Source organism: Knoellia sp. LjRoot47, from assembly GCF_964253435.1.
Classification (GTDB): Bacteria; Actinomycetota; Actinomycetes; order Actinomycetales; family Dermatophilaceae; genus Knoellia.
The window spans coordinates 1,286,974-1,308,168 of sequence record NZ_CAXUQS020000001.1 but is presented as its reverse complement, the minus strand read 5'-3'; the positions used below and the strand labels follow the sequence as shown (position 1 = coordinate 1,308,168).

15 protein-coding genes and 1 pseudogene are annotated in these 21,195 nt (G+C 65.3%); 4 read left to right on the top strand and 12 right to left on the bottom strand.

Features of this window, described 5'->3' with window-relative positions; translation table 11 throughout:
• Window positions 1–203: 203 nt before the first annotated feature.
• Together ACSQ11_RS06355 and ACSQ11_RS06350 are read right to left on the bottom strand one after the other, a co-directional pair.
• Window positions 204–788, bottom strand: a complete 585-nt coding sequence (locus tag ACSQ11_RS06355; RefSeq protein ID WP_436004101.1) for an ImmA/IrrE family metallo-endopeptidase — start codon at window positions 786–788, stop codon at window positions 204–206.
• Window positions 789–792: 4 nt separating this feature from the next.
• Window positions 793–1,176 (bottom strand): helix-turn-helix domain-containing protein, encoded by a 384-nt coding sequence (locus ACSQ11_RS06350; protein ID WP_436004099.1) that lies wholly within the window; start codon window positions 1,174–1,176, stop codon window positions 793–795.
• 139 nt (window positions 1,177–1,315) lie between these two features.
• Here ACSQ11_RS06350 and ACSQ11_RS06345 point away from each other — a divergent pair, with 139 nt between their 5' ends.
• The 3 genes from ACSQ11_RS06345 to ACSQ11_RS06335 all read left to right on the top strand — a co-directional run bounded on the left by ACSQ11_RS06345 (window position 1,316) and on the right by ACSQ11_RS06335 (window position 3,299).
• Complete coding sequence (locus ACSQ11_RS06345) at window positions 1,316–1,585, top strand: multiubiquitin domain-containing protein (protein ID WP_436004097.1); 270 nt, start codon at window positions 1,316–1,318, stop codon at window positions 1,583–1,585.
• Between the two features lie 71 nt (window positions 1,586–1,656).
• On the top strand, window positions 1,657–1,968 hold the full coding sequence (locus ACSQ11_RS06340; protein WP_436004095.1) for a hypothetical protein: 312 nt from the start codon (window positions 1,657–1,659) through the stop codon (window positions 1,966–1,968).
• Window positions 1,950–3,299: a ThiF family adenylyltransferase gene (locus ACSQ11_RS06335; protein WP_436004093.1), complete on the top strand. Its 1,350-nt coding sequence runs from the start codon at window positions 1,950–1,952 to the stop codon at window positions 3,297–3,299. Before ACSQ11_RS06340 ends, ACSQ11_RS06335 begins: the two co-directional genes overlap by 19 nt.
• 959 nt (window positions 3,300–4,258) lie before the next feature.
• Here ACSQ11_RS06335 and ACSQ11_RS06330 read toward each other — a convergent pair.
• The 6 genes and pseudogenes from ACSQ11_RS06330 to ACSQ11_RS06305 all read right to left on the bottom strand — a co-directional run bounded on the left by ACSQ11_RS06330 (window position 4,259) and on the right by ACSQ11_RS06305 (window position 11,652).
• Window positions 4,259–4,810, bottom strand: coding sequence for a hypothetical protein (locus ACSQ11_RS06330; protein ID WP_436006806.1), 552 nt, complete (start codon window positions 4,808–4,810; stop codon window positions 4,259–4,261).
• A gap of 702 nt (window positions 4,811–5,512) precedes the next feature.
• Window positions 5,513–5,917 (bottom strand): annotated as a pseudogene (locus tag ACSQ11_RS06325) (TniQ family protein); the annotation flags it as partial.
• Window positions 5,918–5,919: 2 nt separating this feature from the next.
• Window positions 5,920–7,509: a TniQ family protein gene (locus tag ACSQ11_RS06320; RefSeq protein ID WP_436004091.1), complete on the bottom strand. Its 1,590-nt coding sequence runs from the start codon at window positions 7,507–7,509 to the stop codon at window positions 5,920–5,922.
• Window positions 7,506–8,420, bottom strand: coding sequence for a TniB family NTP-binding protein (locus ACSQ11_RS06315; RefSeq protein WP_436006716.1), 915 nt, complete (start codon window positions 8,418–8,420; stop codon window positions 7,506–7,508). The genes ACSQ11_RS06320 and ACSQ11_RS06315 overlap by 4 nt, the downstream gene beginning before the upstream one ends.
• A gap of 158 nt (window positions 8,421–8,578) precedes the next feature.
• Window positions 8,579–10,705: a Mu transposase C-terminal domain-containing protein gene (locus ACSQ11_RS06310; RefSeq protein ID WP_436004089.1), complete on the bottom strand. Its 2,127-nt coding sequence runs from the start codon at window positions 10,703–10,705 to the stop codon at window positions 8,579–8,581.
• Entirely contained in the window at window positions 10,705–11,652 is a 948-nt protein-coding gene (locus tag ACSQ11_RS06305; RefSeq protein ID WP_436004087.1) for a hypothetical protein, read from the bottom strand. The genes ACSQ11_RS06310 and ACSQ11_RS06305 overlap by 1 nt, the downstream gene beginning before the upstream one ends.
• Before the next feature lie 958 nt (window positions 11,653–12,610).
• Between ACSQ11_RS06305 and ACSQ11_RS06300 the strand changes: the two genes are divergently transcribed.
• Window positions 12,611–12,979: a hypothetical protein gene (locus ACSQ11_RS06300; protein ID WP_436004085.1), complete on the top strand. Its 369-nt coding sequence runs from the start codon at window positions 12,611–12,613 to the stop codon at window positions 12,977–12,979.
• A gap of 33 nt (window positions 12,980–13,012) precedes the next feature.
• On the opposite strand, the gene ACSQ11_RS06295 is transcribed toward ACSQ11_RS06300, so the two are convergent.
• The 4 genes from ACSQ11_RS06295 to ACSQ11_RS06280 all read right to left on the bottom strand — a co-directional run bounded on the left by ACSQ11_RS06295 (window position 13,013) and on the right by ACSQ11_RS06280 (window position 20,486).
• Window positions 13,013–13,393 (bottom strand): hypothetical protein, encoded by a 381-nt coding sequence (locus ACSQ11_RS06295; RefSeq protein ID WP_436004083.1) that lies wholly within the window; start codon window positions 13,391–13,393, stop codon window positions 13,013–13,015.
• An 816-nt stretch (window positions 13,394–14,209) separates the two neighbouring features.
• The gene (locus ACSQ11_RS06290) at window positions 14,210–14,335 is read right to left on the bottom strand and encodes a hypothetical protein (protein ID WP_436004081.1); all 126 of its coding nucleotides are present in this window, start codon (window positions 14,333–14,335) and stop codon (window positions 14,210–14,212) included.
• The gene (locus ACSQ11_RS06285) at window positions 14,335–14,763 is read right to left on the bottom strand and encodes a DUF6896 domain-containing protein (RefSeq protein ID WP_436004079.1); all 429 of its coding nucleotides are present in this window, start codon (window positions 14,761–14,763) and stop codon (window positions 14,335–14,337) included. Before ACSQ11_RS06285 ends, ACSQ11_RS06290 begins: the two co-directional genes overlap by 1 nt.
• On the bottom strand, window positions 14,760–20,486 hold the full coding sequence (locus ACSQ11_RS06280) for an RHS repeat-associated core domain-containing protein (protein ID WP_436004077.1): 5,727 nt from the start codon (window positions 20,484–20,486) through the stop codon (window positions 14,760–14,762). Before ACSQ11_RS06280 ends, ACSQ11_RS06285 begins: the two co-directional genes overlap by 4 nt.
• Window positions 20,487–21,195 lie beyond the last annotated feature (709 nt).

Here is a 21,195-nt window from a genome sequence, read left to right as displayed (position 1 = left end):
CCCAGAAGACAACGGAGCAGAGCCGAGCGACGCCTAAAGCCGACGTCAGTTCTCCTCACCACGCCGGAAGCGCCCCAGAGCCATGTATTCAAAGATGGAAGCAGCATCATCGCGTCCTTCTCGTTCCAGACGATCGTCCGTGAGATTGGCTGACGTCCAGCGAATCAACCAGCCTGCGCCCCGGGCTGCGTGGAGCCGCCGCGCTACTGATTCCCACGACGGGACTGCTTAGCGAGTGCCCGCTTGGCGAACACCCGGGCGCCGTACATGCGAAGCTGGGCGAATTGGGTGCTGACCGCGAAGTGTTGGGCCACTTGGTCGTTGTTCCAGCCGGCGAAGGCCGCCCGCTCTGCGGCCGCCTTCGGGATGAGGAGCTCGCCGGCGAGGTAGTCGGCCTCCTTCTCCATCTTCGCGTCGAATCGGCGACAGCCGTCGTCAGCGAGGAGTATCCGGTCGAAGACGTGTTCAAGCAGGTGGTGTCCGAGTTCGTGAGCGATGCTGGATCGCCGCCGAACGGGCGCATGCGCGGCGTTTTCGATGATGAACCGTCGGTGGCTGCCGACAGCCACGAGGGCCGCTGACCAACTGCTCGCGCGGAATCGGGTGAAGTGCTGAACCGACTCGATCGGGCAGCCGGACTCCAAGAGGTCGTCGAAGGAGTACACCGGGATGCCGTGTTCGGCGGCGAGGGCGTAGGGATCGAGCGGCTGGTACAAGTCGAGATGTAGGCCAGCGCGTTCTTCCTGCGCGACCTGTCTCATTAGGGCCTGTGTCCACCGCTGCGCCATTTTGCTACCTGCCAGATTTCGCTCGTTCGGTGTTGAACCGCTTCACTGCTGACCCGATGAGTTCCTCCAGGTGTCGCACGTCTTCGCCATCTAGATCCTTGCGAGCTCGCAGGAGAGGGGCGAGCTCAGCCACTAAGTCGGGCTCAAGTCCCGCCTCGTCGGAGTCATCGGTATGACCAACCATGAAGGCGGAAGCGTCCATTCGTAGCCATTGGAGCATCGCCGCGAAGGCGTTGACGTCTGGTTTGAGGTCGTTGGCGAGGCGGGAGAGGGTTGATGGGCTGACTTCGATCTCGCGGGCGAGTTGGCGCCAAGACATACCACGGCTTTCGCGACTGGCGTCGAGGGCTGAGTAGAGAGCGGGTACGTCGATGCTCGTTCTGGCCATGAGACCTCCCTGGGGCTGGGGCGGAGACGACGGTGTTCGACATGTCGCACAGTGATGCTACTCTGTCGCACAGAGTGTTCGACTTATCGAACACTGTCGACATCGCGGCACACGCCGCCCAGCATGAGGAGCACCATCCATGACCGAGAAGCCAGATCAGAAGCACAACCCGAAGGCGGACACCGTCACCGTCACGTTCAACACCGAGATCCAGCTGTACCTCGCCAAGGGTGACCAGACCGGGCTGCAGATCAAGCAGGCCGCCATCGCCCAGCACGCACCCATCGAACTGAACTTCCAGCTTTCCGTCCTGCACGGTCAGCGGTACGACGTAGTCGGCGACGAGGACATCGTCAAGGTCCACAACCACATGGAATTCACGTGCGTCGCCCCGGACGACAACTCATGACCGGCGACTTGACGCCCGCCGTGCAGAACGCCGTTGACGCCCTTCGTGGCCAATTCGAGCAAGAGCCGGAGGTGACTCAGGACGGCGCGGGAGGCGCCCACGTCGTCATCCCAACCGTCTCGATCGGCGGTACCTACGAGCCGGACGAGACCTGGCTGGGGTTCCACCTCAACGCCGCCTACCCTCACTCGGACGTCTACCCCCACTACATCGGATGCGTCGAGCGGCGCGACCACCAGCCGCACTGCTCGGCCGTCCAGTCGGTCGAGTGGCAGGGCCGACCCGCCCTACAGCTGTCCCGACGGTCGAACCGGTGGAACCCCGCCACCGACAACGCGGCTCTGAAAGCGGAGAAGGTGAGGGCATGGTTCGCCGAGCTCTGAACCCGCCGGCGCACGGATGGAGCCTCACCATCCCAGCGTCGATCTGGCAGGACCTCCAAGATCACCTGTACAGCTTGAACGGAGGTGGGGCGGTCCTGCTGGCTCGTCAAGTGGACGGCCCGCGCGGTCCCCGGTTGCTGGCCACCACACTCATTCCGGCGGCCGCGGGTACTGACTACGTCGATGGCACCTTCGGGCATCACGCACTCTCGGCCTCGTTCGTGCGGGACGCCGCCCTACGAGCCCGCACGGCGGGTCAGGCCTACATCGCCGTGCACGCCCATGGCGGTGCTGGTCGAGTCAAGTTTTCCGACGTCGACCTCGCCAGCCATGAGCGGGGCTACCCGGCGCTGCGGCAGATCACAGGTCAGGTGGTCGGCGCACTGGTCCTCGCGGAGGGCGCCGCGGCCGGCGACCTCTGGCTTCCAGACGGCACCCGCACTCAGCTCGCCGACGTTGTCGTGCCAAGCAACAACCTCCTCCGGCTGCGTCCCACGCCCGCCACTGCGAGGGCCTCCGATCCTGCCGCGGACCGCCAGGTCCGCCTCTTCGGCGACGCCGGGCAGGCCGCATTCAGCAACATGACCGTCGGAATCGTGGGTCTCGGCGGCGCCGGGTCACTCATCGTCGAGTACCTCGCCCGCCTCGGCGTGGGACAACTCGTTCTCATGGACGACGACTCGGTCGCCGAAAACAACCTCAACCGGCTCACAGGCGCCTCCCGTGCGGACGTTGGGCGTCCCAAGACCGAGGTCGCCGCCGACACCGCCCGTCGGGCCAACTCGTCCATCGCCCTGACCCTGCACAAGGCGACCCTCGGTCCCACCACCGCGCACCTGATCACGTCCTGCGACTGGATCTTCCTCGCGGCTGACACAGCAGGTGCGAGGCACTACGCCAACATGATCGTCGAGGAGCACCTCATCCCCGGGACTCAGGTCGGAGTGAAGGTCCAAGTCCTCGACGATGGCACCGTCGGACAAATCCACGCAGTCACCCGACCGATGGTGCCGGGCAGCGGCTGCCTGTGGTGCAACGGGCTCATCGACCGCACCGATCTCGCGTTGGACCACCTGCCACAGCACGAAGCACGCCGGGCCCGCTACCTGGACGAGGTTCCCGCTCCCAGCGTGATCACCCTGAACGCCTTGGCCGTTGCCGAGGCGGTCAACCACTTCATGCTCGCCGTCACCAATCTCCACCGCGATGACGTCGACCCGGCCAGCGTGCTCGTGCGGCCTCGAACCCGCAATCGAGACCTTCTCAACCCCCGCCAAGACCCACGCTGCGCCTTCTGCGGCCAGCCCGACGATGATGGGGTGGGATCGTGATGCGCTGGGCGCGTTTTTGGTCCCGTTGGATCGTGCGAGTACTGGCTGTGGGCGCCTTCGGTCTGGGCTGTTTGACGTTGATGTCAGCGGATGCGGCGTTCGACGAAGCAGAACGCTGGTTCTCCCGTGCCACCTACCTGAGTCAATGCACCGACTAGAGCACCGTGCAGTCAGGGTGTCCACAACTTTTGGAGGACGCTCCACACTGGCCAGCAGGGGTGGCGGTCACCCACCCTGACGTCGTGTTGGCCCAGGGGTCGGCCATCCACAACACCGGGTCGTCGATCCTGACCTTGGGCGGAATCTTCATCGCCATCGCCGCAGTCCTGTTCTCGGTGACGCCACCGAAGGTCGGTTAGGCGAGATGGTGCCCAAGAGACGTGCGAGGGGGAAGCCGCCACCGCCCACTGTGGCAGCGGGCGTTGCGGGCCATCGCGTTCGGTCTCATCCACCTCGTGAAGGGAGTACCGTTCGCCGCAAGGCAGGTACTCATCGTTGTGGGCGTCCTGTACCACGCGGCGCATCGGCTTGGCGTCCTTGGCCGTCTTCATGCGGTGAGGTGGACAGGCCCATCGCGCGAAGGAACTCCTCGTAGGGCGTCGGACCTCCTTCGAAACGAGACGTCCGCGGCGGCTGGGACCGCCGCGTTGACCGCTCTCCACGTGACATGGAACTACGTTCTGCTGTTGCCTCGCGCGCCTCTACTTCTTCTCGCGCGATGACCTGGGGAATCAGGTCGTCGTTAGGGGAAGTTGCGGCGCGTGCGCCGCCTTCGCTCGCATCGCCAACTTCAACTGTTTGCATCTCAGCGCCCCACGAGGCACGTGCGTCTTCGGTCCCAGAATCATCGGAGATTTTTCCCGATCGCTCGGCTTTCAGGAGTCGCAGAGCTGTGGTGTAGGTCAGTCCGTGAACGTCCGCGTATGCCCTTACCGCTTGCTTGAAGCTTCTGTTGTCCGTCATCGCGAGTCCTTTGGTCTTGTGGGGTTGATTGGGGCGACGTCACTTCGATCCGCTGCCACGCGGCCTTGGCCCGAGGTGGGCAACGTCTGACGGCGTGAACCCTTCGGCTCGTCAGCCGTGAGATGGGCAAGGAGCAACGCGGTCTGGTCCTTGGTCCAACGTCGCTTCTGGACGGCGAGCTTGCTTCGTTCCGCGTGATCGAATTCGAAGTTGGCGGGTGTAGTCGCCGGGTGGCCCTGAACGAAGTCGTGCCACACGTGTTGGCGCAGGACAGGATCGAAAGCCGGCGAAACGCCAACGGCGTTTCGCGTCCGGGACATCCAGTCACCATCACAAAGGCAGGCCCGGAACCTGTCCTCACGGACCCGATAGTCGGGACTGTCCGTGATGCCCTCCATGAGGCCTGCTTTGAGCGTCTCGAAGTAGGTTCCATCGTCGACGAGGAGAGCCTGATGGCCGCTGCGGGCAAGCTTGATCGCGATGGGCTTGGGAAGTTGGAGGGCCGCGCCAGCCGCCTGCCAAGTGCAGCGAAGGATGTACTTCGCCATGGCGAGTGAGGCGAAGCCGCGTCCGACGACCTCAGCAGACTCAGTCATCGGCTTTAGGTCGTCCCAGACTTCCATCCAGGTCAGCTGGGGTAGGTGCCGTACGGATGCGTCCCGGTCGGATACAGGAACCATTCGACGGTTTCCCACGCTCGCTGTCCCTTGAGCTGCCTCCTCAAGTATGGGAGCGAGTGGTGGCAGAGCGATGGTGCGGTCTCGGAGCCAGGTCAGCCTGGAGCTGGTGCCCACCACGTGTCTGTCCAGGCTCTGGCGGATGTGGGCGACAACGGTTTCCGCGGGTGAGCTGAGGAGCTGGTGCGCGGTCGTGAGCAGCGTCGTTCGAGTGGTGGTGGCGCGAGGTGGGGCGGCGACGGCCCGTCGGGTCACGACGCCACGGACCGGTTCGAAGTTCCGAAGGTGCTCCTCCAGGCCCGCAAGGCTGCGAAGCGCCTGTAAGTAGTCGTCACAAGTCAGGACTCCTAGAGCACTTGTTCCAACTGTGGACCCGTCCAAGGCTGAGTTGATGTCACGGACGGTCGCCCTTGTCTCTGCGGAGGCTTGCCTGTCGCCAAGGTGTGGCCACAGCCGCAGGAGCACCGCGGCGAAGTCCTCGGATCGACGGGGACCCCCAATGCGGCGGGGGCAACGATGGGCCTCGAAGAGCACTTGGTCGCAGAGCGGGCACGTCGACAGCAAAGGCAGCTCGTGAGTCTCGCACACGATGCTCCACGGGAGGTGCCATTCCAGTCGCCACACAGTGGGTGACTGGTGCAGGCACAGCAGGCAGCACTGGCTGGCGCTAAGCCAATACCAGTGGCGGCGAGCAAACGAGTTGACGGGACTATGCCCGTCGAGGACGTCTTGAAGAGCCGGGAACGCCTCGACGTAGCGAGCCATCGTTGTCGGGCGGGCGACCTCGACGGGCACTCCCATTACACGGCTGGCCGCTCTCAGCTCTGCACTCGCGAGGAGGTTCTGGCGGGATGTCCAGTTGACTTGGGGGAAGCGCTTCTGCGCTTCGCTCACGGATACGTTGTTGGCTCGTAGAGTCCGACGTCTGACAGAGGTGTGGCTCTCCCCTGGCCGGGGCAGAATCGTCGTTGGAAACATGGTCAGCCGGTCGCTGCGTGCGTCAGCACTGGAGCAGCCGTTGGGACACCCACCGTGACGAGTTGAGAGTTGTTCCAATCCAGCAGGGCCAGCTTGTCGTCCGCCGACGCGGCCTCCGACCATTGCCGCAACGGTGTTGCCGCAGACCGCACGGATCGCCCATCAAGGAACGGAGCGGTTACCAAGGGTCCATGTGTGGTCATCGTCCACAGCCACAGCGCACCCATCTGTCCGGGGGTGACGCCCGGATGCTGCGGCAACGGGCGAAGCATCCGCCTCAGCACTGTGGGGGCTACGGATCCGACCTGGCCTTGCGCCCACCGCCCTACTTCCCCATGCACTCCGTCGGCGGAGTGAAACGCCGCCATCGCCGCCTCGAAGGCTCGCTTTTGTGCCGGTTTTGGGGCGCTGGTCAGTATGGTGCGCGTCATTGTCGACACCGCTTGCCGATGCCCCAGAGTCAGGACGCTGTTGGTGTAGGCACAGGCGGTCGCGGCGTGGTGATACAAAATCGCTCGGGCAGCAGCCTCGAGCCAGCTCCCAAAGAGATCTTCGTCAGGTGCCCACAGGCATGGCGGCACTTCAGCGGCCGTCATTTCGTTGGGACGCTCCGCTACTCCACGCACTGCCATGCGGAGCCAGTCGTCATGGATGGGCAGGGTGAGCCTCGGGACAGGTGTCCGGACGCCAAGTTCTTCGAGGAATACGGCGGCTCGCTGCGCACTTGGGCGAGACTCGCCGATCGATCCAAGATGCGTCAGCCAGGCTGGCTCTAAAGTCAGGGTTGTGGGGTCCACGTGCGGCCAGGTGGCGTTCAGCAACTGAGCGTTGATCCAAGGTTCACCGGGGGGCCTGATCAAGCGACGACTTGCCCAACGGCCACCGCCACACAGTCCGGTTCCATGCGAGTCCACCAACTTCCGCAAGTCTCGGGTCATAGGTTCCTGCGGGTTCCCAGTGAGCGCATCTATCCAGACAAGTGCGGTCGCGGCGCGAATGCGGCGCAGGCCAATGATCAGATCGCTACTTCCGCGGGCTGTGTCCAGCGCCCTCAAAAGGGTGCGTTCAGCCTCTTCGGACGGCTCTCGTGCCCCGGCGACTGCGCTGCCTTGGCGGTGATGTCGGCATCCGCGCGACGGACGACGCGTCAATGAGTCTTGTGTGGCGCAACTTCCGCATGTGGTCCGTAGAAATCCTCCGTGTGTCGGACAGGTCATCGCCAGCGCTGTTTGGTGCTCGAGCCTCCAGCCCGAGCCGTCTTGCAAGCACGTCGGACAATAGGCACTGAAGGCGGGGGAAACCCATCCCATCGGATCGGCGTGCTGGTAGGTGATGTCGGGCCTGCCAATCACCGCACCCGGGTAGCGGTCGAGAGTCGCGTCAGCCAGAGTTCGGGCGGAAATTCCCGTGAGGTCCTCAAGGGCCTGCAGTCCCTCCGAAGTAGCGACTCGCCGCCTGTAAAGGTCTGCTGCGTTGGTCCGGGCAAGCACATCTGAGGTGCGCAGGTCATTGCTTGATGCGAGTCGGCTCACGTATCCGGTTAGGGCCTCCCCTGACTGCAGGTCCGGGACGCTCGGCAACAGGGTGATCATGCCGCCGACCTGCGCTTGGCCAGTTCCTTTACGAACTTGTCAGGCATGTGGGCTGCCTTGAGGGCTTCCATGGTCACGGTCAGCTGACGACGCGGACTGGGGTCCTCAAGCGCCTCAACGGCCATGTCCTTCAGCAGCAGTGCCACTCCGCCGGCGTACCCCATAGTGTGTGCCCACAGGGCACGTCCCAAATCGGCGCTTAAGCGTCCAGCATTGAGATCGGGAAGCACTGGACGGAGCGCTGTTTCCCAGGCAGTCAAGTACTCCTGCCATGCCAACGTTTCGTCGCTGCGAAGGTTGTTTTGGTCCAAGCCCAGCGGGCTCATGGGGAGGGTGATCAGCCGCGAGCTCAGTTGCTCGTGCTCCAGTAAATTGCCGAAGCCGGCCGCATCGGGGTTACCTACGTAGACGAACGCGACGTGCTGGTCGCCCAGTTCGGTATTGAGGTCCTTGATCGTGTTGTAGATCTTGTGGGCGTCGCGCCTGTCCGTCGCGAGGTTGTGAACGTCGTCGAGGACGACTAGTCGTACCCCGTGCTTGGCCACGAACTCGGCCACCTTGTCTGTCAGTTCGTTGGCCGATCCCTGGGTTCCGTACCCGCAAAAGTTGACGATGTGAGTCACCACCGCGCGACGCTGCGCATCAGGTCGAACCAGCACACGCACCACCGGCATATGCGCGTCGTGGCCGGCCGCGTGCTGTAGCCGTGGTTGGCCCTGCACCCACATGTCGCTGTCAGCAATGGCTTCTCGGTGGATGGCCAACGCTGCGCGATCCACCGCCGTCGACTTCCCGAGAAAGGGCCGTCCGAGTACATACAGGGCGACCTGTGCGCCTTCGAGGTTGTGTGCGGCACGTCCTTGCGTTCGCCTGACCAGTTGCTCGCACTGCGTCTGTTGCGGAGTAGGCACGTAAAGGCGCCCGATGTATTTCTGCTCAGCGTCAAGTCGGAGGCGGCGTTGCCCTTCGGGGAGGCGACGCCGCTCATGGGCCGTGAGCGGCTCTGGCTCCGGCGGCAGAGCCGCCGCAGCGCGATGGGCGAACCGCACGTACGGAGCTGACCCAGACGTCACGCGCGGACCTCCAATCTTGGCAGCGGCGCGTACAGGTCGTGGACCGGCCCGCCTGCCGCACGATCGGCGACCTGCGAACCCGGAACGATCCGAGCGCCGGCGCGCACCACCTCGTCGAGCGTGAAGCGTGCATTGGAGAGGTCAGCAAGGTCGCGACGAATGCCCAGGTCAGACAGGTCCACGTCGGCGATGCGGTCGGCGAGCAGAGCGTGATGGTTCGGGTTGTGGGCGTTGTTTAGGTTCGCGAGCCGCAACCCGGCGGTCAGGATGTTGTGGGTCAGTGGATTGCGGGTGTGCTGTCGAAGAACGTTTGGAATCTCGTAGTAATGGTTGTCTTCGGAGTTGTGCACCCAGATGCATGATTCGTCTCGCGGGTCGAAGTGGATTCTCACCTGCTGTTCCCGGCCGACGACGTTCCGCCCGAACTCGAAGAGAACGGGGTCGCTATAGACCTGCCGGTTGAGCCGAATGCCCTTCTGCGTTCTCGTGCATGTCGTCTGCGGCGTAAAGAGGAAGCGCGCTGTCGGATCAGTGAGCACGGGCATGGCTCCGGTTGCCTCAACGATCGCGTCCCAGTGCTGCATGCGGGTCAGGCCGGATCCACCGACCAGTCCTGCAAACGGCGCGGCTGACGGCATGAAGTTATATTCCACAAATGCAAAGCGCTGAAGTTTCGCGTTGAACTGGGACAGCAAGAGCGGCACTTCATCCAAAACGCCGCGGTTCTCGGTCGTGTTGCCCGTAAAGCAAGGCTGAGACTCCGAGAAGCCGCGGAGCGCGGCAAATCCGGATTCGGCGTTGGGGTTGTCAGTGCTACGACCTTTCCGCGACGGAGAGAGGTCGCACTGCAGACTGCGCAGGCTGGCCATAATGTTGGCTCCGGAGTGCTGCCGAGCATTGTCGGCACGGACGGTACGCGGAATCGCCCCTGGTTTCACCCATGACCCGACTGGCGCCCAGGCCGTGTCGCTCCATGCCTCGATGCTCCTTGGATGTCCCTTGATTCGAGGGGGTATGTGCAGGTTGGCAGGTGCCACAAGCATGGGTCGGCACGCGTCGTGCAACACCATCTGCACGTCGATCTGCCGATAGTGGCCGGTGGCCCAGATCCCCAGGATGATGCCTGTCGCCACGTCCCAGATGGCGATGACCCACGGCCTGAACGGCTTCCCGCCCATCGTCATGGTGACGAGGTTGTCGGACCATGTCGCGTCCCAGGCGAGCAGAGCGCCTGGGTAGGCCATGCGTGTGTTGGCGCGCGTGAACCTTGTGTCGTTCAGCTCGACCGACTTCTTCTGCGCGGGCGTCTTCCCGTATCGCTTCGTTACGACGCCGATAATGTCCAGAACGGTCGTCCGACCAAGGATGTCAAGACCACGGTCCTCAGCTAGCCGCCGCACCTCGGTGTAGTAGGTCCCGGCCATCATCGTGGAGCTGGTCTTTTTGCTCTTGATGACCTCCTCGACAAGTTCCTCCGTCAGCTTGCGTCGGAGCCTGTCGCCCTTCTTGCCGCCAGACCTGCCGCGACGCCCGTCCTGCAGGGCAAACACGCCCTCGTGTTCTACGGCCTGGACCCAACGCTGGATGGTGCGGGCGGACGGGACGCGCGCGTTGAGGGGTAGCACGGGCTTGTCGCCGGGGTCTTCGCCACGAGCTGCGACTAGGAGTTCGACGACCCAGTCGAGGTCTCGCCGCGTGGCTAATAGGGAGTTCACCTGCTCTGCCCGCGTCTTGATCGGTTCTTCGAGTGCACCGTTGGGCCCAGCCGGGGGAAGTAGTGGCTCACCGTCACCGGCGAGTGCCTCGTGACCCAACCGGTAGCCAGTCAACACCAGGTTGACGACGCAGAGCCGGAAAAACCAGCGGAGTCGGTCGGAAGGACCCCACTCGGTCCACTGGCGCGCAGCGTTCGAATCCAGATACGTCACGGCCCCCGCGCCCTTAACCGCGGTCACCCGAGACCAAGGCGTCAACTTGGACATGCTCTGTGAGCCGCCCCTTCCCGGCCGACTCATCACCAGGTCAGTTCCCGTGAGCGCGTCGACCGTCCAAAGCTGACCGTCCACGATCAGCTGGACACCGGGCTCAACGACCGTCACCCCGGGTGCGAGATCTGTCTTCATCAGGCAAACCCTCGGCGCGAGAATGGATGCACCTCGAGCACCGGTCCGCAGATGGCCGACCAGCCCGTGGTGCGTTGGCCGACCTTCCGACAGTGGTCCCCGTGAGCGCGAACTAGTGCCCCGTCGGTGAACTCTTTCTCCCAATCGATGCACAGGCGTCCCTGCCAGCACAGTCGCCAGAACGCTGGAAGGAAATCCGCACTCGGTGCGTCAATAGAAGCGTGAAGGGTGCCGAACGGAATGGGCAGGTCGGCCGCTCCGACTATCTCGTCGTCCAGCCAAGAGTTGTGGACGTCGTCATCCAACCGATCGCGTCCAAGCGCGAAAACACGGTCGTAGAGAGTCTTCTGATCGTGCGACAGCTCGCACCAGACCTCGTAGCCCATTCCGGCCCTCAGACATGCCGCCCCGACTTGCGCCAGTTTTCTGCGAGTCTCGTATTTGGTGAAGCTTCGGTGGGTCTTCACTTCCACCGCCACCACTCGGCTAGAGGCTGTAACCACGAGGTAGTCCGGGCACGCCCAACCACTACGCGCACCGACACGCTCCACCCACAGGCCCTGCGGGATGAGCGCGACAACGCCGGGGTCCCGATCGAGCAGGTGAGCCGGTGGGGTCTCAGTGACCGTCTCCACCTGAACGTGCCGCCCGAGTCTGTCCAGGAAGGGCGTCTGCGGCGTGTGCCTGTCTCCAATCCGGGACTTGAAGACCCGGGCCGGAAGGATCCGCCCTGCGATGGCTGCTGACGCAATCTCAGCCTGGTCGGTTGTCACGCTCGGTGCACCACAGTCGTTCAGGACGATTCGTGGCAACTCTCCGTCGCGAAGAAGTCGTCCCCCGTCCGGAAGCGCCACCGCGGATTGCCACTTCGCGCCCCGTCGCTTTTGGGACTTCGAGGAGATGCCGCCTGCGGCAGGCATGCGGATCAGATACGCGAGGGGGCGCACGAACTGATGCTTGTGCGCCCCCTCGCTACCGGCGCCACATGTGCAGGTAGTGCCCGGCGTCCTTGGCGCAGACGAGCATCACGGCATGCCTGCCCGTGCTCGCGTGACGCACCGAGGTGCGGGGGCGTGGCCACGCATGACGCGCGGTAGTCCTGGTCCGCGACCACCGTCCGACGACAGGTGGGCATGACACAATGACCCATTGGGTGCTCCTGTGACTCGCAAAGCTCTGGGAGCCCCACGAGGGCGCCCAAGTTACGACCTTGGGCGTCCTCGCCCATGTCGGGCCAAGGGTGGGACGCATCGGCCAGTATGCCCCTACCGAGCAAACGTGACAAGGGGGCTCCGTCGCACGTCCTTGGCCTGCCCCCGGGCTCTACCTGCCTTCTTGACACAAGGTATACCGAGCCGGCGCGAAATCAATCCCGGGGCTGCGTCGCAGATTCGCAGGTCAGAGGGGAACACCCGCGATAGTCTCGCACTATGGACGCAGCCACCTTCTTGGCCCGCAACGTCGGGCGCTCCATCGGTTCTTGCGGCTGGCCACGGTGCACCGAGGTCCTCATCCCTCCGCTGAGCGACCTAGCACCCGGACGCCACAAGTACTGCAGCGACGAACATCGCTCGAAGGCGCACACACGACGACGCACGCTCAAGTCGGCCCTCAGACTGATCGATGCTGAACTTGCCCGCGAAAGGAAGCGGTCGCTCCCAGTGAACCAGCTGAGGCAGCGACGACGAGCTGTTGAGTGGGAACTGAGCAGATACGAGTGACCGATCAGTTCCTGCGGCCATGGCACGAGAACAAGGAACCGCTGGGCGATTGGCGTCCCCACTACGAATAGCGTCTTGGGGTGCCCCACACATCGGCAGTCTCGAGCGCGCGCTACGCGGCAATTGAGGATGGTTGGCAACGCAATCCTGTCGCAAGAGTTCTGATGGATGGGAGGCTTGCGCCATGGGTGACGGGCCACGTGCGATCGGGTTCTGGAACGGGGCGCATACGCCTGCTGGCTGGCCGGAGATCGAACGGTTTGTCGATCCAGACTGGGGTGAGGATGAACGCGACTTCATCGCGAGCTATTTGAACCACGGGGTGCTGGGCCGGCTGTACATGGGTTACTCCACGTGCCGAGTCTGCGGCAAGAAGGACAACGGCGACAGCGAGTACTCGGACGGGACCTATGTCTGGCCGAGCGGCTTCGCGCACTACGTACTGGAGCACCAAGTGCGGCCGCCGGACGAGTTCGTCCAGCACGCCATCAACATGACCACGGCGCTCGAAGGTGAGCGCGATGAGTCCTGGTGGCGGGGATTCGCGGGGTAGCCATCAGTCCGAGTCGCGGCATGTGCGTGCCAGCTATTGCGACCGGCGCTCCGGCGGGTAGTACTCGTCATAGGCGCGCTGCCACTCCTCGCCACTAAGCGGGTAAACCTGACCGCTGCGCGGCGTGCGCTGCAGATGCGGCAACATCTCGCCCCACTCGAAGGCGCCACCGCGCCAAGTCTTTCGAATCCGCTGGCCCTCGCGGGTCAGGCGAAGACGCTCGTCAACTGAGTCCACGAGCCCCGCACCAATAAGTGCGCCGATGCTGGAAGCGAGTTGGTCACGGCTCGGAATGTCGTGGTTGAACGCGTCTGCAGTGCCGATCACGTGGCTCAGCGTGGAGCCTCGTCGTGAGGCGGCAATCGAAGCCAGGATCCACGCGTCGGAACTGGTCCAACCTCTCGTGTCACCCATAACGGGAGGCTATACGAGGGGCCGCTTGGGTGAGGTTGCCTTGCTGGGCCGAAGGGTCACGCACCCGCTCATCGGCTGGAGCGACCGCGCGATTCGCGGCATTTCCGTATGTTCACTCGGTGAAGTTGCGCCCCTTCTCGAGGCGGTGACCATGTCGTAGCGGCGCACCGAGCGGATCACGATGTGGCAATCACCGGGTCCTCCTCGAGAACACCAATCACCCAAGAGGCACCGTTGGTCTCAGTGCGGCTCGTCGCTCTCTGATGCCTCACTCGACCGACGGAGATCGTCGCGCCCTAGGCGGATAGACCGAGTGATGCGAACGGCAAGCCAGCCGCATAGGACAACCATCCCCACGACGAGCAGTCCGAGCCAGATGTAAGCCCCTGTACCTGCCAGGAGGTCACGCGTAAGCCACGGCGCGGCGGCGAGCCCCATCAACAAATACAGCGAGATGACCAGCCGCTTCCAGGTGCGGCGCTCCTGCTCGAACCACCGATTCGACAGCCGTCCCCGGCCGGAACTCACCATGATTCCCCCGCATTGCCGTTCGCAGTTCAAGCCGCTTTCCGGCGGACGTGGCTACGGTGCCAGAAGAGTCGGCGGATCGTTGGACATGCTCATTCGACCTTCCCCGAACAGGTCTCACCATCCGCGGCAGATGAGGACGTCACGATTGGCTCTGCGCATGACGAGGCAGCCACGTCAGGAGCTCCGCACCCAGAGTCTCAATCAGGCCCTGTCCCCATATCGGCGTTCGGACCTTCCGCGCCCAACCAAACTGACCACCCAGGGCAGCAGCGTCGTCAGGCTCGTTCAAGTGTTGGCGTACGTGTATGTGATGAACCCCATCAGAGAAGCCAACTCAGCGGCTGCCGCGGCCCGCGCAAACTCAACCAGCGCCTGGAGCGCGACGAGGAGCGTGCGGATGGCGCGCAGCATCAGGCGTCACCCAGGGCGAGGTCGTAGCGCCGATCGCGCCATGTGAAGGTGTCGGGGCCAATCACGACGACCGTGGCCACTTCCGACGCGGCTACACGCAGGGACTCTCGGTCGGCGGACACTTCGCCGATCGACCGGGCATACATCAAGATTCCCCAGGAATCGAACACCGCGCGACCCTCGGCGTCCCAGTCGACGTCGACGTCGGCGCCCGACTCCAGCTCGAACTGACAACCACGACCGTGGAGCTTAAAGGTCCCCAACCCTTCAAGCACCCCAGACCGGACAGGCTCGCCGCCGTTTCGCGGTTGCAGGAAGAGGCCGGTCCAAACCGTCGGGCGTTCAGTCCCTTCGTACTTGGCAATGAGGGCATCCAGGCACTGGGCTGTCAGTTGCACGAAGGTGTCTACGATTTCGCGGGGCCTCATCGCAGCCTGTCCCTGCCGACGGAATAGGTCGATTGGAGAATGTCGTCGATCGAGGTGTACCTGCCCGGGCCAATCACGGATGACGGATCTACGACCTGGTACTGCACATCGATACCGGCTCGCCGAGCGGCAGCGAGTCGGTGATGTCCGTCAACGACGATGCGTTGGCCCTGCAGTTCGACCACATCGATTGGTGCGCCCTGCCAACCATTGGTACGCATCGAATCCGCAATCTCGTTTACTGTCCGCTGAGATGCACGTCCGCTGAGAGTCTCCGCACGAGTAAACGTACTTGGAGCGGCAGACTTCACGCTGTTTGCGGCACTTGAGGCCTTGACCAAGCCTGTGCCTATAGCGCCTGCTCCCGCCATGGCGCCGGGGGCTCCGACTTCGGCGAGCGCGATTGCCGCAGTCTCGGAGGCCGCACCGATCCCGGCAATTGTGCAAGTCGCCGCGCAGGCCAAGGCGAGGGGTATGGCGAGGATGGTTCCGAATAGAAACTTCTCGGCGGTAGATAACTCGGACCAGGAATTGGTATACCAGCGATAGTCCTGCGTTAGTGCGGTGTAGTTGTACGTGCATCCGCAACGAGGATCGCCGCCACCGCCCACTGACATCGTGACGGCATCCGGTGCCCCACTGTTTGTACTTCTTCGGACACCTCCAGCCGTCTTCTTTCGGTGCGCCGAGCCGTGGCGGGCCTTGACGGCGGCCCGTTGCACCTTTCGGTTGTGGGTCTTGACGTCGCTAGTGGTGGCGCGGTCTGTTCCTGATGTGAGAACGAGGCCGCTGGGGTCGCTGTAGCTAATGGGGTTGTTGCCGGCGTAGGTATACGGGTTTGGGGTTTGGGTGGTGCGTTGGTCGTTGAGGGGGTCGGGGCTGAGGAAGCGCTGGATGGTGGTGTCGTAGTAGCGGGCGTCTAGGTGGGTGAGGTTGGTGGTGGGGTCGGTGGTCTTCCCGAGCCAGCCGCGGTCGGTGGCCAGGGTGGCGGTGCCGGGGCGGGGTTGACCGTAGGGGTCGGTGTATGCGCGGTTGGGTGTGGTGGTGCCGTCTGTGATTTGGAGGTCGACGGAGGCTTGCCGGTCGTTGGTTTGCCAGGTGACTGTGTTGCTGGCGGCCGTGACGACGCGTAGGGCGACGGTGGCGTCGTTGATGGTGTAGTAGCGGCGGACGGCGGTGGTGGCTCCGTTGGTGAGGTCGATTTCTTGGCCGGGTAGGTAGAGCGTGGCGGTGCCGTTGGGAGTAATGCGGGCCAGGCGGGTGCCGTCGGGGGTGTGGCTGGTGCGGGTCGTGTCGGTGCCGGTGGTGGTGGAGGTGAGGTGCCCGAGCAGGTCCCATTCGTGCGTGGTGGTGGGGGCCCCGGTTTTGGTGGTGGTGTTCGTGTGTCCGTCGGGGGTGTAGGTGGCTGTGGTGGGTCCGGCGGTGGTGGCGGCGTGGGGGTGGGCGGGGTCGGTGTAGGCGTAGGTGCTGGTGTTGGCCCCGCGTCGGACGCTGGTGGTGTTTCCGTCGGGGGTGTAGGTCCAGGAGGTGTTGTAACCCGCGGGTCCGGCGGCGGTGGTGGTGTCGTTGTCGGTGCAGGGGGTGGCGGTGGTGGTCCAGGCGTGGGTAAGGCGGTTGAGGGGGTCGTAGGTGTGGCAGGTGGTGACGGCCGTGGGGGTGGTGGTGTCGGTGAGGGTGCGGAGCTGGCCTGCGTCGGCCCAGGTGTAGGTGTCGTTTTGGGCGGTGGTGGTGCCGATGGTGGTGGTGACGGCGCCGAGGCGTTGGGTGGGTCCGTCCCAGGTGTAGGACCGGGTGATGGGTGACGGGGTCGCGGCGAGGGTGCGGGAGGCGAGTGCGCCGTGGCCGTGGTAGCTGGTGGCGGTGACGTAGGCGGTGGTGCCGGTCAGGGTTGATGGGAGCCCGAGGGGGGTATAGCCGGTGGTGACGGTTTCGGCGGGTAGGGCTCCGGCGGCTGGGTGGGTGAGGGTGGTGGGTCGGTCGGCGGTGTCGTAGCCCAGGCCGACGGTGTAGGTGCTGGGGGTGGTTTTCCCGCCGAGGGCGGGGAAGGTGTAGGTGGTGCCGGTGGGAAGGCCGTGGCTGGTGTATCCGGTCGCGGCTTGGGTGTAGGTGCCGGTGGCGGGGTCCGTCAGGGTTGTGGTGGCGGGCCGGCCGATGCCGCCAGGGATGGTGGTGGAGTCGTACGTCTGTGTCTGGAGGGTGAGGGCGGCGGCGGTGGGGGTGGTTTTGCCGGTGACTTGGGTGACGCGGTTGAGGGCGTCGTAGGTGGTGGTGGTGGATGCGCCGGAGGCGCGGGTGGCGGTGACTGGGTTGGTGTTGTTGTCGTAGGTGGTGGTGGTGACGCCGGTGTCGGGGTCGTCGGTGCGGGTGCGGGCACCGAGGAGGTTGTAGCGGTAGGTGGACTGGTGGCCGGCGGCGTCGGTGAAGGTGATGGGGCGGTCGGCGGCGTCGTAGTCGGTGCTGGTGGTGGCGGTGGTGGAGCCAGACCCTTCGGTGTGGGCGGTGACCCGGCCAAGGATGTCGACGGTGACAGTGGACGGCACGCCTCCATCGGCCGGTGGGGTGGTGACGGTGCGGGAGCCGTAGTAGGCGGTGGAGGTTTGCCACTGCAGCACGTCTCGTCCGTAGAACCGGTCGATAATGGGGCGGCTGATCGAGTCGTAGACGGTGCGGGTCTCGTTGAACGCCGTCGTGGAGAAGGTGAGCATCGCGGCGCCGGCGGTGCCGAACGCGGCGATGGGTTGGGACTGGGCTTCGACCCGGCCGGCTTCGTCGTAGCGCAGGTTGGTCAGCTGGGTGACGTTCTGGCCTTGGTAGGGGCTGGTGGGGGCGACCGTCTGCGTTTGGCGTGGCTGCCCGAGGGCGTCGAGGAACGTCGTGGACGACAGGTAGGTGCCGTCGGGTTGGCGGCGGCTGGTGGTGATCTTCGCCGGGGACGCCTTGGCCGGGTCCAGGGTGTACGTGAACGTGTGCGACGCGGTCGCGGCGGTGTCGCCGGGCAGCAGGCCCTTGACGACGCGACCCAGCAGGTCGGTGACGGTGGAGGTGGTGTTGCCGTTGGCGTCCAGGACCGTGGCCGGGGCGAGCCTGCGCGAGTCCAAAGTGGTGGTCAGGTCTTGGTTGAGGGCGTTGGTGACCTTCACCGTCTGCGGGGTGGCGGTCACGGCGGGATAGGTCGTGCTCGTGGTGTTGCCGTTGCCGTCGGTGCTGGCCAGCACGCGCCCATACGCGTCGTAGGTGGCGGTGGTGGTGACGGTGCTGGTGACCGCGGTTCCGGCGGTGTCGGTGTCCTTGCCGGTGATGGTCTTGGTCGGGTCGCCGGCCCCGATGGGCCGTCCGGTCAGGACGGTCTCGTTGTCGTAGTAGGTCTGCTGCCGCGACAGGAACGCGCCGCTGCCGCACACCGACCCGGCGCGGGTGTCGACCTGGGCGACGTAGTCGAGCTTGTTCCTCGCGGTCGCGGCCGCGTCCCCGGCATAGGTGTAGGTGGTGCATCGGGGATCCCCTGCGCCGGTGGAGGACTCGGTGAGGGTCTGGCCCAGGCTCGTGTACGTGTACGACGTGGTCAGCGTGCGGGACCCCGCGACGCCGCCGTCGACGGTGCGTTGCCGCTGCACCACCGCGCTCGGTTCGATCATGTACGAGTCGTGCACCGGGTCCGCACTGCCGGCCGGGTTGGCTTTGACCGGGGTGCGCGCGGTGGTGTATCCGGTCAGGGTGCCGGAGTCTTCGGAGCTGTCGGCGCCCGACGGGGTGAGGTTGAGCTGTCGGGTTTCGCGTTCGAGCCCGGACAGGTACGCCCAGTCGGTGACCGCGGTCCCGGTCGAGTCGGTCAGGCTCGCGGTGCGGGTGCCGTTGATGAGCTTGTCGCCGTGCATCCCCCGGTAGAACAGGTGGTTGGTGCGGGCCATCCGTACCGTGCTGCCTCGGTAGGCCGAGTCGGTGCGGGTCGCGACCGTGACCAGTTCGTACCCGCGCCAGCCCGCCCAGGACTGTGTCGAGGCCGGCGCCGTCGGGGAGTCGTCGTGATGCCAGCCGGGGGTCCCCCCGTAGGCGTAGTCGGTGACTTGGTCCGCGGACCCGGTCGCGGTGTCGTCGGCGCCGACCGGGAACCGGTTGTCGCGCACGACCTTGGTCGTCACGTACTTGTGGAACGCCCCGAACCCTGCCGGCCCGAACTCGGGCACCCAGTACCTGGGGAAGCACGCCAAGGTGTTGGTGTCCCACACGCTCGGGATGTTCGCGCTCGTGCATGTTTGCCCGGCAGGTTGGCCGTAGGTGACCTCGACCTCCCCGCCGAGCTCGTCACCGATGAACACCACCCGGTACTTGTTCAGCGGCGCCACGCCGGCCGAGGTGTTGTAGTCCACCCGGTTCGGGCGTGCCTGCCCCGTCAACGTCACATCCGGCAGGGCCAGCGCGCTGGAGCCGTCCACCCCCGAACGGCGGATCTTGGCCAGCCACAGCGACGGTGACGAGCCGTCACCGGGGTCAGGGTAGGAGTACGCGTACTCGACCTTGTCCACCGGGACGTAAGACCCGCTGGCACGCGTGTACGACGTCACCGACCGCATCAGGTAGTGCGAGAAGAACGACGGGGACTTCTGGGTGCATCCCGAGGTGCACAGCAGGTCCATCGGCACATCCGGGTACGACGACGCGTTGGCCGCTCCGAAGCTCGCGCACGCTGGTGTCGCGCCCACGATTGCCCCGGTCGCCCGCTGGGAACAGCGCGGCTCGAACGTGAACGACGTGCGCGACCGCGCCGCCTCCGACCCTGTGGGAAGGTACCTTGAGGAGTAGTCAACCCGGGTCAGGAACCCGCCGCGGTCATACAGGACATCCGAGGCACCCTGGAGCCGGTACCGGTTGACCTCGTTGGCGTACACGTACGCGGTCTGTCCGTTGTGCCGGTCCAGGACCGAGTCCAGGTTCCACCGCCACGCCTGCTGGCACCAGGACGCCGCCAAGGTCGACTGGTGACATGGCTCCCCCGCGTCGTCACCGAACACCGGGACCGTCCACACCGAGTTCGTCGCGTCCGCGGCCTGGCCCGCATACTGCACGAATCCGCGACCGAACACGTTTAACGTGCCGTCGGTCTCGTACACCCGCCAGTACTCACCGTCATTGTCGCCGTAGGTGCTCGAGCCCGACGCCGCCAGCTCCAACCGCAACCCACCGTCTTGACGTGTCCGGAACACCCGCGACCCGGCCGGTGCACCCACCGCAGCCGTGTCCTCCACCAGTTCCGAGGACTGCCCGTCCATGACCAGCCGGTAGTGCTCCTCGTCCCAGCAGAGGTCACCCATCGACGAATGACCGTCCTGAGAGCACGCGCGGTACACCCGCTCGATGTACGCCTGCGACAGCCCCCACCCGATGCCCTGCTGCGACGCCTGCGAGTTGTCGCCCGCGGTCATCCCATCCACCGACGACGAGTCATACTGCAACGACATCGACGGCACGTCACCCGTCAACGCCGGCGCCATCGGAATGGGCGAGGACCAGTTGAACGACCCCGACTGCAACCCCACCGACCACGATCCCGCCACCGTCAACGGCGTCGCCGTGAACGTCCCCTCCGAACCCGACGGACCCGCCGACACCACATAGACCGCTCCCTCATCCGGCTGCGTAGAGGGCTCCACTGGCGACGCCACCGACGGGGACGGCTCCGGGGAAGGCAACTCGGACGGCGACTCGTTGGGTGTGGGCGACGGCATCGATGGCGGCTCCGTCGGACTCGGCGAGGCCGCTGGCCCCGGTTCACCCGCGCCCAACCCGCTCGCCGACGACTCCGAGGGCGTGGTCGCCGGCGAAGGAGCCGCTTCGGTAGTGCCGGCCGCCGCACCTGGGACAAGTGACGCAGGGGCATCCACCGTCAGGTCCGCCGACACCGTCCCCGCCAACGGGTCGACCACCGCCTCAACCGGCTCGGGAATCCACGCACAGTCCGGCGAGGACACCGCCGCACCAACGCGTGCCAGATCCAGCGCGCACCGCGGCACCCGCACCAGACGCAGCCGTGACGCGAACCCGCCACCGAACGCTCGAGCAAACCCCGACGCATCGACACGAACCGCGACCCGCCCAGGACCTGCTGCGGCCGCATCGGCTCGAGTCAACGTGAACGCCACCCCATGCCCGCCCAACCGCGACGCCACATCCGCGCCCAGAGCCTCCACCGACACCTTCGCCGGCACCTCAACCGGGCGCGGCGCCCGAGGCACCTGCGCTCCAGTCACCGCCATCCCAGGGTCCGTCACCGGAGTCGACACCCGAGCCGGGGCAGCCGCTGTGCCCCGGCGCGACAGCGACACCACCGAGCCCGGCACCGCCACCTCACCATCAGAAACAGGCATCGCGACCGTGCCCTTGGCCTTGCCCGGCCACACCGGCGAAGACACCCTCGCCGCAGGCATCGATCGCACC

Coding starts and splice junctions, on each gene's coding strand:
- ACSQ11_RS06355 (WP_436004101.1), bottom strand. CDS start 788: ATGGCGCAGCGGTGGACACAGGCCCTAATGAGACAGGTCGCGCAGGAA.
- ACSQ11_RS06350 (WP_436004099.1), bottom strand. CDS start 1,176: ATGGCCAGAACGAGCATCGACGTACCCGCTCTCTACTCAGCCCTCGAC.
- ACSQ11_RS06345 (WP_436004097.1), top strand. CDS start 1,316: ATGACCGAGAAGCCAGATCAGAAGCACAACCCGAAGGCGGACACCGTC.
- ACSQ11_RS06335 (WP_436004093.1), top strand. CDS start 1,950: ATGGTTCGCCGAGCTCTGAACCCGCCGGCGCACGGATGGAGCCTCACC.
- ACSQ11_RS06330 (WP_436006806.1), bottom strand. CDS start 4,810: ATGGCGAAGTACATCCTTCGCTGCACTTGGCAGGCGGCTGGCGCGGCC.
- ACSQ11_RS06320 (WP_436004091.1), bottom strand. CDS start 7,509: ATGATCACCCTGTTGCCGAGCGTCCCGGACCTGCAGTCAGGGGAGGCC.
- ACSQ11_RS06310 (WP_436004089.1), bottom strand. CDS start 10,705: ATGAAGACAGATCTCGCACCCGGGGTGACGGTCGTTGAGCCCGGTGTC.
- ACSQ11_RS06300 (WP_436004085.1), top strand. CDS start 12,611: ATGGGTGACGGGCCACGTGCGATCGGGTTCTGGAACGGGGCGCATACG.
- ACSQ11_RS06295 (WP_436004083.1), bottom strand. CDS start 13,393: ATGGGTGACACGAGAGGTTGGACCAGTTCCGACGCGTGGATCCTGGCT.
- ACSQ11_RS06290 (WP_436004081.1), bottom strand. CDS start 14,335: ATGCTGCGCGCCATCCGCACGCTCCTCGTCGCGCTCCAGGCGCTGGTT.
- ACSQ11_RS06285 (WP_436004079.1), bottom strand. CDS start 14,763: ATGAGGCCCCGCGAAATCGTAGACACCTTCGTGCAACTGACAGCCCAG.
- ACSQ11_RS06280 (WP_436004077.1), bottom strand. CDS start 20,486: ATGCCGTCGCCCACACCCAACGAGTCGCCGTCCGAGTTGCCTTCCCCG.